Source organism: Candidatus Pelagibacter sp. PS_17 (assembly GCF_059417945.1).
On record NZ_CM182073.1, the window covers coordinates 893623 to 907802 of the forward strand.

Sequence of the window (14180 nt, forward strand, 5' to 3'; positions counted from 1 at the left end):
TAATTTAGATATAGAAGCCTATTATACAAACAATAAGTAGCAAGGACATAGCATAATTAAATCGTTTAATAAAATTATTATTTGTCGCAAAATTCCTTAAAAACTTACCTAAAAAAGCCCATGCTGTAATACTTGTTAGAGCTGTCAAAGAGCAAACGACAATAACTGTTAAAGAACTATTTAAGTAATCGTTTTCTAATACAAATTTTGAGATTAATGTAATAGCTGCCATTACTCCTTTAGGATTTAAAAACTGGAATGTAAAAGTATCAATAAATTTTACTGGATTAATTTTTTTACCCTCTTTGGATGTTTCAGAAAATGAAATTTTATAAGCTAAATATATGAGGAATAAAGTTCCTAATATTCTGATCACTTCCTGGATTAGTGGATATTTAATAAAAGTTGATATCAATACAAAATTGATCAAAATTACTAACACAGTATAACCCAACCAAACTCCCATTATTAATGGAATTGTTTTTTTTATACCAAAATTAAAACCTGAGTAAGAAGCAACAGCATTATTAGGTCCTGGTGTAAAACCTAATGAACAAGAAATTCCAATCAATAAAAATAATTCAGGATGCATAAAGTTTAAGCTATTGGAAGCCCATTCTCTGATTGTTGAGATGGGTGAACTAGTATAACTTTGCCTTCATCATCAATCGAACCTAAAATAAGAACTTGTGAAACTACACCTGCAATATTTTTTTCTGGAAAGTTACAAACGCCAATAACTTGTTTACCTTTTAAATTTTCTTCATTGTAATAATGTGTAATTTGTGCGGATGATTGCTTAACACCTATATCTTTTCCAAAATCCACTTCAATTACTAGTGAAGGTTTTCTAGCTTTTTCATTTTTTTTAACTGATATTACAGTGCCTACTCTAATGTCTATTTTGTCAAAAATATCATAGGTTATTTGTTCTTTCATAAATTTAATATATAATACAACTATATTATGAGTACAGAAAATAGTTCAGATCAATTATTCAACAACTCTGTTAAAATCTTAACTGATTTAATTAGTTTCAAAACTATATCTGGAGAAGACAATAGTTCATTAATTAACTATTGTGATGAAATTCTAAACAAACTAGGTGCTACTTCATTTAAAACTTTTGACGATGAAAAAAAAAGAGTTAATCTTTTTGCTACACTTAAAGCAAAGAAACCTAGTAATAAAAAACCTATAATTTTATCAGGTCATACTGATGTTGTTCCAGTTTCTAAGGGATGGAGTACCGATCCATTTGTTGCAACAATAAAAGATGACAAACTTTTTGGTAGAGGTTCTTGTGATATGAAAGGTTTTATAGCTTGCACATTAGCTTTTGCTCCTATTTATGCAAAAGCTAATTTGGATAGAGATATTCATTTCTCATATACGTTTGATGAAGAAACTGCCTGTATAGGGGCTCCAATTTTAATTGAAGAGTTAAAAAAAAGAGGAGTTAAAGATGGAATTTGTATAATTGGTGAGCCTACTAATATGAAAATAATAGATGCACACAAAGGATGCTACGAATACACAACTTATTTTGAGGGTTTAGCAGGTCATAGTTCTGCTCCACACAAGGGAGTTAGTGCTGTTGAATACGCATCAAGATATGTGAATAAACTAATTGAATTAAGAGAAGAATTAAAAGAAAGATCACCTAAAGACTCTATTTTTGACCCTCCTCACTCTACTTTATCAATTGGAGGGATTTTTGGCGGTATAGCACACAATGTAATAGCGGATAAATGTCATGTGAATTGGGAAACAAGACCTGTCGTCAAAGAAGATGGTGTTTTTTTAAATGCAAAAATAGATAAATATGCAAATGAAATACTTTTACCAGATATGAAAAAAGTTTTTCCTAACGCATCAATTAAAAAAAAAATTATTGGTGAAGTCACTGGTTTTGATAGAGATGAAAAATCGAATGCTTGTGAACTAGTTTCAAGTTTAACAGGAGACAACACAAGAGAAGTTGTGTCATTTGGAACTGAAGCTGGTTTATTTCAAGAAATAGGAATAAGCACAGTTGTGTGTGGACCAGGCTCGATTGAGCAAGCTCACAAAATTGATGAATTTATAATTCTTGATGAGCTTAAAAAATGTTTAAGCTTGCTTGATGGCATTAAAGAAAAATCTGTAATAAATTAACAAATTGTTAATTTAGTTAAATTAATCGTTCCAACCACTAACTACCTTAACTTCTAAATATTCTTCTAAACCTAATTTACCAGCTTCACGGCCAATACCTGAATGTTTGTATCCACCAAAAGGGGCATCAGGAGCTAAGCCTGCACCATTAATATCGACCATTCCTGATCTTAATTTTCTAGCAACTCTATTCGCTTTTTCTTGATCTTGAGTTTGAATAAAATTTAATAATCCATACGGAGTGTCATTAGCTATAGCAATAGCTTCTTCTTCAGTTTCAAAAGGTATAATTGACAAAACAGGACCAAATATTTCTGTTCTTGCAATCTGCATTTGGTTATTAACATCCGCAAATGCTGTAGGTTTAACAAAATAACCTTTATCAAGGCCATCTGGTTTGCCTGTTCCACCAGCAACTAATTTTGCACCTTCGTCAATTCCAATCTGTATTAATGTTTGAATTTTTTCAAATTGAGTTTTTGAAACAACAGGACCAATATGATCACCATTTTTTGTTGCAACATCAACTTTCATTGAGTTAGCAAAATTTTTAACTCTTTCCACTGCATCTGCATAGATTGATTTTTCAACTAACATTCTTGTTGGAGCATTACATGATTGCCCTGAATTTCTAAAACATCTTAAAGCACCTCTTTCAACTGCTTCAGCGTCAGCATCTTTAAATATGATATTTGCACCTTTCCCTCCAAGTTCAAGACTAATTCTTTTAAAATCACTTGCAGCATTTTGAGAAATTAAAGCACCTGCTCTAGTTGATCCTGTAAATGAAACCATGTTTACATCTGGATGACTAGTAAGTGCATTACCAGCAACAGCACCATCTCCGTTAATAAGATTAAAAACGCCTTTTGGTAGTTTAATTTCGTCAATCATTTCTGCTAAAATTATTGATGATAATGGAGCTATCTCAGATGGTTTAAGAACCATTGTACATCCAGCTGCTATAGCAGGAATCACTTTCAAGCAAACCTGATTCATTGGCCAATTCCATGGAGTAATTAATGCACAAACTCCTTTTGGTTCATGCAAAATATTATTATTAAGAGCATGTTCTCCTAATTTTGCTTCAAATGTGTATTCTTTTAAAACTTTTATATAGGATTTTATGTGGCTAGCTCCAGTTCCCGCTTGTAATTGTGTTGAAAAATCTATCGGCGATCCCATTTCAAGTGAGATTGCCTCAGCCATATCATTCCATCTTTTTTTATAAACTTCATAAAGGGCTTCTAAATACTTTAATCTTTCTTCTTTAGTGGAAAAGGCCCAAGTTTCAAATGCTCTAGTTGCAGCACTTACAGCATCATTTACATCATCAACTCCAGCTAAAGATATAACTGCGCATTCCTCTTCAGTTGAAGGGTCAATTACTTTGAAATCATTTGATTTTTTTGGAGAAACCCATTCTCCATTTATATAAAATTTTTTTTTATCTAGCATTTCTAAAAATTATATTATCTTTTAACTTTTGCAAACAAATTAGTTAATTCATAAACAATTGTAGCTGCTGCTAAAGATGTAACTTCTGCATGGTCATATGCTGGAGACACTTCAACTACATCCGCAGAAATTAAATTTAAACCTGAAAGGCCTCTTATAACATTAACCATTTCTCTTGTAGTCATTCCTGCAATTTCGGGTGTACCCGTTCCTGGTGCAAAAGCAGGATCCAAAACATCTATGTCAATAGATAAATAAAGTGGATTGTTCCCAACTCTTTTTCTTATTCTTTCAGCAATTTTATCTGTACCTTGTGTTTGAAATTCATCACAGTGAATGATTTTAAAACCAAACTCTTCATCATTTTTAATATCATCTCTACTGTAAAGAGGACCTCTAATCCCAACATGCATTGAAGCATCATCTAAAAATAAATTTTCTTCTCTTGCTCTTCTAAAAGGAGTTCCATGAGTATAGGGCGCTCCAAAATATGTGTCCCATGTATCTAGGTGAGCATCAAAATGTACTAAAGCAACTGGCCCATTATTCATTTTATTAATAGCTCTTAGCAAAGGAAGAGCAATTGTGTGATCACCTCCTAAACTAATAATGCCACCTACTTTATTTAAAAGTTCCGTAGCCCCCTCTTCTATTTGTTTGATGGCTTCATCAATGTTAAATGGGTTACATGTGATGTCGCCTGCATCAGCAACTTGCTGAACTTTAAATGGCTCAACATCGTAACTTGGATGATAATTAGTTCTTAAATGTCTTGATGCCTGTCTAATACTCATGGGTCCAAATCTCGCACCAGGTCTATAACTGGTGCCTGCATCAAATGGAATTCCAACAATTGCTACGTCACAACTCTCAACATCTCTTAATTCTGGTAATCTCGCAAATGTAGATGGCCCAGCAAATCTTGGAACTTTAGTTCCACTTATTGGTTGTACTGGATTTTTGTTTCTTTCTTTTTTCATTTATAAATAAAATGTACCACATTCTTTAAGAATGGAATATCTTCTATCTTTAAAATTATGAACTTAATAAGAGCTATTTTACTATTAATTTTTTTAAGTACACCCCTAAAAGCAAATACTATTTATAATTTAATTAAGATACCTAACTTAGAGATTTATGAAATAAATACCAAAAATAAACTTAGATATTTTTATGCAGCAAGACCCTTCCAACTAGGCACTCAAAAAAACATTGTTTGTTCAAATCCGAATAAGAAAGATTTAGAATTAAAATATAAGATTATTCATAAAAATCTTAATAGATACTCTTATGACTATCTAAAAAAAATTAATCTCAAATATATTGTAATGTGTGAAAATTTATCTATCTCAGAACTATATACAGCTGGTATTCCAGATAATATAATGAAAACATTAATACTAGATATCAAATTTAATGAGAAATATTTTGAAAGAGTAATTCATCATGAAGTTTTTCATGTAATGCATCTTCAGCACAAAAATATTTTTAATGAAGAAGAATGGGCTAAATTTAATAATTTTGAATTTAAATACGCTGAATGCTCTACATGCACAAAGAATATATCTTTAGAAAAATATCAAGAGACTGATGGGTTTTTTACAGAATACTCTAAATCAACAGCCTCAGAAGATATGGCAGAAGTTTATTCGCATATGATCTTCTTAGAGAAAAAAGAAATTAATCAAATTCGTAAATTAGATCCTATTTTAAATAATAAAATTTCATATATTGAAAATAAAGTAAAAGAAATAGATAATTCTTTTACTTTCTAATGATAAAAAAAATTAAAGCTTCTAAATCAGAAAAACTTATTTTTATTTTTTTAATCCTAATAGCTATCACAACTTTCTTCACATATTTTATAATTAAAAATAAATGTTTATTTGTTAAAAATATTGATCCAAAGAATATTACTTTTAAGAATCCAAATAATATTGCAATTTTAAATGTACCTTGTGGAAATGTAATTATAGAACTTTATCCTAACATTTCACCTAATGCAGTTCAAAGATTTGTAACTTTAATTAGATCTAACGCTTATGAAAATATTGCTTTTCATAGAGTAATCGAAAATAAACTTATCCAGGCTGGTGACCTAGAGTTTGGAAAAAAAGGAAATTTAGATTATGGAAAAATTGGAACTGGAAAATCAGGTTTAGGTACAATTAAATCAGAAATTGATAATGAGTTTAATTATACCATAGGTAGTGTCGGGTTAGCTCGAACATTTAAGAATGATACTGAAGACAGTCAATTTTTTATAATCCTACAGGATGAACCATTATTTGAAGGTGAATATACACCTGTTGGAAAAGTTCTTTATGGTTTCGAAGCATTGAAAAAGATAAAATCTGATAAACGCTCAGAGTATATATTAAGACCAGATTTTATTAATTCATTTAAAATGCTTAATTAACAATGAATAAAATTTCAAGTTGAACCCATTTTAGTCACTCTACGACTATTATTATTAATTAAAAATTGATGAGATACGTTTGTGAAAAATGTCCTAAAAAATACAATTAGGAAAAAAATTAATTTAAGTAAAAAAAAATTAATTGAACAACCCTTAAAAATTTTAAAAAAGATTAATATAGAAAAAATAACAAATTTCACATCATCTTCACTAATAGAAAAATACAATAATTTCAAAGAAAGAGCTAAACAAAAAGAACTGCGTAGAATTAAATTAATAAAAGAAGAAAAAATTAAAGAATTAAAAAAAGAAAAGTTAGAACAAGAAAAACAAAAAAAAGAAGAAATAAGGTTAATTAAACAAAATGAATTAAATCTAATAAAGGAAGAAAAACAAAGAATAGCTAATGAAGAAAAACTGAAAGAAAAAATTATAAAACAACAGCAGCAGATTGAAAGAAAAAAAATTAAACTTGAGTCTCAAAGAATTAAAGCTGAAGAGCAAAAACTAAGAGATGAAGAAGAGGAAAAAGTAAGACAAGATGATTTAAAATTAAAAGAAGAAAAACTAAAATTAGAATTTTTTGAAAAGCAAAGAATAAGACAAGAGCAACAAAAAGCTAAAATTGAAAATGATAAATTAATGGCTCTTGAGAAACAAAAAGCCCGTGAAGCTAAACAGAAAATAAAAGATGAAGAAGAAAGATTAAAAAATATTGAGATTGATAAACAAAAAAAAAATATGCAAAAGTTAATTGAAGAAGAACATAAATTAAATTATCAAAAACAAAAACTTGAAGAAATTGAACAAAGTATCAAAAAAATTGAAATTGAAAGAATAAGAGAAAAAGAAATAAAAATATTAAAAGAAGCTGATGAGTTAAGAGAAAAAGAAAAACAACTTAGACTAAAAGAACAATTAGAAATAGAAGAACTTAACGAATTAAGATTAAATGAACTCAATCAAAGAAAAATCCAGGAAGAATTACAACTAAAAGAAGAAAAAATAAGATTAGAAAATTTAAGAGAACAAAAAATAATTCAAGCTAGAATTCTCGAAGAAAAAAGAATTAAAGATGAAGAAGAGAGAATAAAAGAGTGGGAAAGGAAATTTGATGAGGAGCAAATAGCAAAAGAAGAAGAATTGATTAAAAAGTTTAATGACCAATTAATTAAAGAAAAAGAACAAAGTGAAAAGATAATAGAATTTAAAAAAGAAGAAGTAATAGAAGAAAAAAAAGAAGAAATATTAGAAAACGAGGTAAAGAAAGAAGAAGATGATAGATATTAGTTAATTAAAGGCTTTCCTGTTGCTAGTGTGTGTTTAATACGGTCTTGAGTTTCTTTTGTCTCTATTAATCTCATGAAAGCATCTAATTCTAATTTAAATAAATCATCTTCTGATAAAGTTTTATCTATAGTTGTATCTCCTCCACTCAAAACATGAGCCAGTTCTTTTGCAACAGTAACACCGTGATCACGAATTATTTTTTCATTATAAAGATTTTCTATAATTTTATTCATTTCTATTAAAATTTCTTTTCCTGGTAGTTTAAATTCAGTCTCTGTTGGAGTTTTAAATTCTTTATTGTCGTCTAAGATTTTTTTTGAAACTTCTAGTAAACTATTTCTATTCATTATTTTTTTATCTTCTGGTCTTAAGTATTTTAATGGTTCTGCCTCAATTGGTGAAGTTGCTGTTTTTCCATAACCAATAATATCAAATACTTTAAGTGGTGCATAATGAGGATCTTTTTTAGCCTCATCTGTATCAAGCCATCTTGCTAACATTTCCTTACATCCACCTCCAGCTGGTATCAGTCCAACTATTGTTTCCACTAATCCAACTACAATATTTGTATGTGAAGCAACAAAATTACTTTGGACCATTACTTCAAATCCACCTCCAAGAGTTAAACCTGATGGTGCAGATATCACCGGGTGATTAGAATACTTAAGATGTTTGCAGGTTTCTTGAAAATATCTAATAAATTTTTCTATGGATTTAAAATCATTTTTGTTCGCAAAATCCATTGTATAACTCAAGTTTACTCCAGCAGAAAACTGCATGCTTTCATTTATTATAATCAAAGGTTTGTCTGTGGCTTTTTTTAAAGCATCCATTGAATCGTAATCTAGAGCATTTGCTTTAGTGGTAAACTCAACAATATTATAATCATTAAATCTATATATCTGTGCTGAACTGTTTCCATCTACACTTAATGCTTTCTTTTTAGCTTTTCCAAACGTTTCAATGTCAGTGTATTTTTGTCTAGATCCATAAAAATCTTGATTTCTATTTTTAGATAAATTTTCTAAAAAAGCATTTCCTTTAACGTCATCAATCTTACCAAAAAAAGTTTCAACTCCGATTTCTTCTAACATTTCAAATGGACCTTTAGTCCAATTAAAACCTAATCTCATTGCTTCATCAATATCATTGAAATCTTTTGTAATTGATGGAACTAAAGAAGAAGCATATTTGATAATCTTAGAAATAACAGACCAAGCATACTCACCATACTTATCCTCTCTAGAAATTAATTCTTTAAGGTCTATTTTGTCTGATTTAATATTAATTTTTTTACTTGCAGAGTATTCTCCAGTTTCAAGATTAATTGCTTCCATAACCTTAACTTCACCAGTTTTATTAACTCTATAAAATCCGCCCTTGCCTTTTCGACCGGTATATCCTGTTTCAATTAATTTTTTTACTAAAGGAATTTCTTTTGCAACTACTTGAAAAGGGTCATTTTCTGATAATTCTTTAATAAAACTTTTTAAAACATCAGCCATTAAATCAATACCAATTAAGTCATAAAGACCAAACACACCTGTTTTTGGTATACCCATTGGTCTTCCAAAAATTGCATCAGCTTCTTCTATGCTAAGTTTCATTTTAAAAGCTTCAGTCATTGCAACTTGCATTGCATAAACACCTATTCTATTTCCTAAAAAGCCTGGCGTGTCATTACAAATAATTGCACCTTTTCCAAGTTCTGTTTCACAAAAAGTTTTTAGAGAGTTTATTTTATCTAAATCATTATTTTCATTTTTAACTATCTCTAATAATCCCATGTATCTGACTGGATTAAAAAAGTGAGTAATACAAAAATCTTTTTTTTCTTCCTCTGATAAGTGTTGAGATAATATTTTGATAGGAATAGATGATGTGTTTGAAGATACTATCGCACCTTTTTTTCTTTCTTTGAATATTTTTTTATAGATATCATGTTTAATATCTATTCTTTCAACAACAGCTTCTACTACCCAGTCAGCTTCTTTTACTTCATCAAAATTATCTAAAATGTTTCCTACTTTAATGTTTTTTATTTTGGACTTATCTAACAAAAGTGGTGGTCTCGATTTGTAAATTTTATCCCGTGCTTGCTCACTTATTTCAGTTTTTAAATCTAATAAAGTAACTGGAATATTTGCATTACACAAATGCGCTGCAATTCCACTACCCATAGTTCCAGAACCTATAACTACTACTTTTTTAATTTCCATAATATTTAAAAATTGAAGAATTGTTTATAATAAAAAAAATGATCTTAGTAAATCAATTACCTATTAATCCCTCTTAGTCTTTCAGACCTTCTTCTTAAAAGTTCTGCGCTAACAAGAATTAATGTGGACATTATAATTAAACAAGTTGCCACTGCCATTATTGTTGGGCTTAGCTGTTCCCTTAGACCAACCCACATTTGAATTGGAATAGTAGTGTTTTCAAGTCCTGCTAAGAATAACACAACAACAACTTCATCAAATGAAGTTACAAAGGCAAATAATGCACCAGAAATAACACCAGGTAAAATTAATGGCAATGTTATTTTCATAAAAGTATTAACTGGATTACTACCCAAACTTGATGCAGCACGTGTTACACTATGATCAAAACCTGTTAAAGTTGCTGTAACTGTAATAACTACAAACGGTGTACCCAAAATAATATGAGATAAAATTATTCCTGTATGTGTTGCAGCTAAACCTACTTTTGCCATAAAGAAGAATATTGCTGTTCCTGAGATAATTAATGGCACAATCATTGGAGATATTAATAAAGCCATGAACGCTGCTTTATATGGCATATGCCTACTACTTAACCCTAGAGCAGCTACCGTTCCAAGTACTGTAGATCCAATTGTAGCAAAGAAAGCTATTATTAAACTGTTTTTTGTCGCAAGTCCCCAAGGATTTTTAGTCCCATAGATCATGTCTTCGTACCATCTTAATGAAAATGCGTCTGGGTCAAGGGCTATCATTCCCTTGGAAAAGTGAATGTATTGTTCTGCATTAAATGAAAGTGGTAAAATTACAAATAGCGGTGCTATTAAAAAGAAAAATACCAACCCACAAATTGTTAAATAAGTATAATGCCAAATTCTATAATTCCAGGATGTGTAAGTTGGTAATGCCATAATTTATCCTAGTTTAATATTATCAATTCCCACTAATTTATTATAGATCCAGTAGATTGTTAACACTCCAACTAACAGCATAGAACCTAATGCTGCAGCAAACGACCAATCTAAAGAACTCTTCATATGATACGCAATCGTATTACTAATCAATGATCCACTCGCTCCACCAACTAATGCTGGAGTGATATAGTAACCTATAGCTAAAATAAAAACTAATAAACAGCCTGCACCAATTCCTGGAATTGTTAATGGAAAATAAATTTGTCTAAATGCAGTAAATGGAGTTCCACCTAATGATTTTCCAGCTCTCATTAAGCTTGGAGATATTGTTTTCATCACACTGTAAAGTGGCAAAACCATAAAAGGTAATAAAATTTGTGTCATTGCAACAAAAGTGCCAACAACATTATACATTAACTCAGGTCTATTATCATCAGCAGCCCAACCTAGCCAAACAATTAGGTCGTTTATAGGGCCCTGTTGTTGAAGTAAAACCATCCAGCTAGAAGTTCTAACTAATAGTGATGTCCAAAAGGGCAACAACACACATATCATCAATAAATTACTATATTTCATTGGTAGTGTGGCCAATAAATGTGAAATTGGGTAAGCAAGCAAAAAGCAGAATACAGTTACCCAGAATGCAACTTTTATAGTTCTTAACCAGAGGATTTTATGAATTCTCCTGTCTTCATCTTGTTGAATAATATTTCTGTCTTGATCAAATTTTAAATCAAGACCTTTTAGATATTTTGCATAAGACCAATTTGGAGCAGTATTCTTTAAAGCAATCCAATAATCCACGTCTTTCCATATTTTATGGGTTGCCATAAATTGTTCTTTATAATTAGCTTTTTCAAATTTTTTAATTGTTCTATTTGTTTTTTTTAATCCACTACTAAAACCAGATTTTTCATAGTTTAATCTCTGATATAATTTTCCAGCTTCTTTGTTTATAGCCAATGGATAGAAATCTTTATAAAACGCCTCATAAGTTGCTTCATCAGGCAATTCTTTTCCATCCCATTTTTCTAAAGCAGCAAATGTGTTAGGTAATTTTTGTGTGATCATACGATCATCTACACTTCTAAATAGCATGTCTCCTATTGGAAATATGTATGTAATTATAAGGAATAAAAATAACGGACCTACAAGCATTAAAGCCTTTAGCTTATTTTTTCTCTCAGCTTTTTTTAGGCTTATCTCTAGAGGTATCCCGTCTGATGATAATATTTTTTCTGTACTCATATTTAAAATTCTTAAAAAAAAAGGGCGGTTATTTTATAACCGCCCTAATATTTTATAACAAAAACTTAATCTATAAAACTAAATTATAGACCAGCTTTCATTGCTTCCCATTTTTCACCGATTTCATCTTGATTATCTGCCCAGAAATCAGGGTTCATAAGAATGTATCTTTTTGTGTTAGCAGGTGCTGTTGGCATATGTGGTACCATACTTGTTTTACCATCTTTAAACCAAGGCTCTCCAGCTTCCATAACAGCAATTGAAGATTTTCTCCAAGGTGCGTATGCAATATACTTAGCACTTCCAGCTAAACCTTCTGAGCTAGTCATTTCTCTAAGTACTTTCATAGCGCTACCGTCAGCATAACCTGGACCATCTTTAACTAATGCAAAATATTCATAGTCAAGAATTTGTCCATCCCATACTTGTACAAGTGGAGTTCCTTCCATTTGCGCATTAAAGAATCTACCGTTCCAACCAGTTGCCATTACTACTTCACCATTAGCTAGTAGTTCTGGTGGTTGAGCTCCAGCATTCCAGAATACACATCCACCATTTGGATCTGTACAAAGTGCTTTAAGCTTGTTCATAGCTCTATCAATACCGCCATCTGCTTCAAGTTTTCTGTAAGTTAAGTCAGAACCTTTACCAGGGTTTACACCGTCTGCAGTGATAGCAATCTCTAAGTTAGACATTGCACCTTTGTAAATTGCTCTTTTACCAGGGAAGTTTTTAGTATCAAAAAAGTCTTTCAATGAGTTAGGCTTTTTAGCACCGATTGTTGCATCGTTATAAGCATAGTTCCAAGAGTACAGAATGTTTCCAACTGCACATTTTGAAGGCATGCTTGTAAAGAAGTCCTGACTTGCAGGTGTTCCATCTGGAGCAGGTGCAAAGTCTTTATCAAAATCGAATTCATGGAAAATACCTTCGTCACATCCAATGATAGTGTCTTTTGCGTACACATCAATGATGTCCCAAGTGATTTTTCCAGCTTCTTTTTGAGCTTTAATCTCTGATAATCCACCAGTGTAGTCTACCCAGTTTACAGGTATACCTAATTTAGCAGCAGTAGGATCACCATACCCTAATTTTTGACTTTCAGTATAAGCACCACCCCAAGACACTACAGTAACTGCAAATGCTGAAGTCGTGATAGAAAGTACAAAAGATAGAGCAAGTAATAATTTACTTAATTTTTTCATTTTCTCTCCTATTTAACGTTAACGTTTGTTATTTTATAAAGTGAAAGTAAAACAATATAGGATACTTTAGTCAACAGGCAATTATGGCTAATTTGCCTTTATTTTATTTATATTTTATTAGGATAGTTTTTAAATTATTTTGGATCTAAGGCTCTACAGTCAATACTATTCCAGCCTATATCTAGTACATTACCCTTTTTAAGGTCTAATCTTGCAGTACTATTTGGTACTTTAAGAATGAATTCTTTATTACCTAGTAAGTCAACTCTAAGTCTTGTGTGATCACCGTGATAAATTATTTCTTCAATTTTACCTTTATGATTATTATCCATTTTATCTGTAGGATCTATAATTGCTCTTTCGGGTCTTAGTGAAACTTTAGTCTTATCCCCTTTTGCTTTAACAGCAACTGGATTTGCTAAAATTTCTGTGCCATTTTCTAATTTAACTTTACATTTATCTCCTGAAATATCTAAAACTTGACCTGAAAATTTATTATTTTCTCCAATGAACTCAGCAACAAACGAATTAACTGGTTTTTCATACAATTCATCAGGACTTGATAGTTGCTGAACTTTACCATCATTGAAAACTGCAATACGGTTTGACATTGTTAACGCCTCGGTTTGATCGTGTGTAACATACACAACTGTTACACCAATACTTTCGTGAATATGTTTAATTTCATATTGCATGCTTTCTCTTAAATTTTTATCTAATGCTCCAAGTGGTTCATCCATTAATACCACTTGTGGATCAAAAACTAATGATCTTGCAACAGCAACACGCTGTTGTTGTCCACCTGATAATTGCATCGGCATTCTTGCTTCAAAACCATGAAGTGAAACCATGGATAAAGCTTTATCTATTTTTTTATCAGCTTCATCTTTTGGAATTTTTCTAACTCTTAATGGAAAAGCTAAATTTTCATAAACAGTCATGTGTGGAAATAAAGCATAGTTCTGGAATACCATTCCTATTCCTCTTTTGTGAGGTGGAATATTTGAAATAACCTTACCATCTAAATAAATTTCTCCATGAGTTGGTGTTTCAAAACCAGCCAGCATCATAAGACAAGTTGTTTTACCAGAACCAGAGGGTCCTAGCATAGTTACAAATTCACCTTCTTCAATGTCTAGATTTAATCCTTTAACGACCAATACTTTGCCATCATAGCTCTTGTCTACATTGTCAAATTTTACAAATTCTTTGTTTTTAGTCATATTTTCTAAATGGATTTAAAACATTTGTGAGCTTATTTATCAAGTTT

The 14180-nt window shown here is 30.7% G+C and carries 13 protein-coding genes; 4 read left to right on the forward strand and 9 right to left on the reverse strand.

From position 1 onward, the window contains the following. Nucleotides 1-4 precede the first annotated feature (4 nt). The gene (locus AC5SML_RS04825) at nt 5-592 is read right to left on the reverse strand and encodes a LysE family translocator (RefSeq protein ID WP_027307096.1); all 588 of its coding nucleotides are present in this window, start codon (nt 590-592) and stop codon (nt 5-7) included. A gap of 5 nt (nt 593-597) precedes the next feature. Further along, the gene (locus tag AC5SML_RS04830; RefSeq protein WP_027307097.1) at nt 598-939 is read right to left on the reverse strand and encodes a tRNA-binding protein; all 342 of its coding nucleotides are present in this window, start codon (nt 937-939) and stop codon (nt 598-600) included. Nucleotides 940-966: 27 nt separating this feature from the next. On the opposite strand from AC5SML_RS04830, the gene argE reads away from it, so the two are divergent. Next, the gene (gene argE / locus AC5SML_RS04835; protein WP_011282310.1) at nt 967-2157 is read left to right on the forward strand and encodes an acetylornithine deacetylase; all 1191 of its coding nucleotides are present in this window, start codon (nt 967-969) and stop codon (nt 2155-2157) included. Between the two features lie 21 nt (nt 2158-2178). Here argE and AC5SML_RS04840 read toward each other — a convergent pair whose 3' ends face one another. Together AC5SML_RS04840 and speB are read right to left on the reverse strand one after the other, a co-directional pair. After that, nucleotides 2179-3615, reverse strand: a complete 1437-nt coding sequence (locus AC5SML_RS04840; protein ID WP_494587174.1) for an aldehyde dehydrogenase family protein — start codon at nt 3613-3615, stop codon at nt 2179-2181. A 14-nt stretch (nt 3616-3629) separates the two neighbouring features. Further along, nucleotides 3630-4595 (reverse strand): agmatinase, encoded by a 966-nt coding sequence (gene speB / locus AC5SML_RS04845; RefSeq protein ID WP_271499193.1) that lies wholly within the window; start codon nt 4593-4595, stop codon nt 3630-3632. A 57-nt stretch (nt 4596-4652) separates the two neighbouring features. Here speB and AC5SML_RS04850 point away from each other — a divergent pair, with 57 nt between their 5' ends. From AC5SML_RS04850 to AC5SML_RS04860, 3 genes are all read left to right on the forward strand, one after another. Beyond that, nucleotides 4653-5390 carry a putative zinc-binding metallopeptidase gene (locus AC5SML_RS04850; protein ID WP_494616939.1) on the forward strand — a complete coding sequence of 246 codons (738 nt, stop codon included), beginning with the start codon at nt 4653-4655 and terminating at the stop codon, nt 5388-5390. Then, nucleotides 5390-6034, forward strand: a complete 645-nt coding sequence (locus tag AC5SML_RS04855; protein ID WP_494616941.1) for a peptidylprolyl isomerase — start codon at nt 5390-5392, stop codon at nt 6032-6034. The genes AC5SML_RS04850 and AC5SML_RS04855 overlap by 1 nt, the downstream gene beginning before the upstream one ends. A gap of 81 nt (nt 6035-6115) precedes the next feature. Beyond that, the gene (locus tag AC5SML_RS04860; RefSeq protein WP_494616942.1) at nt 6116-7324 is read left to right on the forward strand and encodes a primosomal protein; all 1209 of its coding nucleotides are present in this window, start codon (nt 6116-6118) and stop codon (nt 7322-7324) included. On the opposite strand, the gene AC5SML_RS04865 is transcribed toward AC5SML_RS04860, so the two are convergent. From AC5SML_RS04865 to AC5SML_RS04885, 5 genes are all read right to left on the reverse strand, one after another. Beyond that, nucleotides 7321-9543 (reverse strand): 3-hydroxyacyl-CoA dehydrogenase/enoyl-CoA hydratase family protein, encoded by a 2223-nt coding sequence (locus AC5SML_RS04865; RefSeq protein WP_494616944.1) that lies wholly within the window; start codon nt 9541-9543, stop codon nt 7321-7323. The two genes, AC5SML_RS04860 and AC5SML_RS04865, sit on opposite strands and share 4 nt — an antisense overlap. Nucleotides 9544-9599: 56 nt before the next feature. Further along, nucleotides 9600-10454 carry an ABC transporter permease gene (locus AC5SML_RS04870; RefSeq protein ID WP_006997949.1) on the reverse strand — a complete coding sequence of 285 codons (855 nt, stop codon included), beginning with the start codon at nt 10452-10454 and terminating at the stop codon, nt 9600-9602. A gap of 3 nt (nt 10455-10457) precedes the next feature. Further along, nucleotides 10458-11705: an ABC transporter permease gene (locus AC5SML_RS04875; RefSeq protein ID WP_006997948.1), complete on the reverse strand. Its 1248-nt coding sequence runs from the start codon at nt 11703-11705 to the stop codon at nt 10458-10460. 83 nt (nt 11706-11788) lie between these two features. After that, on the reverse strand, nt 11789-12910 hold the full coding sequence (locus AC5SML_RS04880) for an extracellular solute-binding protein (protein WP_494616946.1): 1122 nt from the start codon (nt 12908-12910) through the stop codon (nt 11789-11791). Between the two features lie 134 nt (nt 12911-13044). After that, nucleotides 13045-14133 (reverse strand): ABC transporter ATP-binding protein, encoded by a 1089-nt coding sequence (locus AC5SML_RS04885; RefSeq protein WP_006997946.1) that lies wholly within the window; start codon nt 14131-14133, stop codon nt 13045-13047. Nucleotides 14134-14180: the final 47 nt, after the last annotated feature.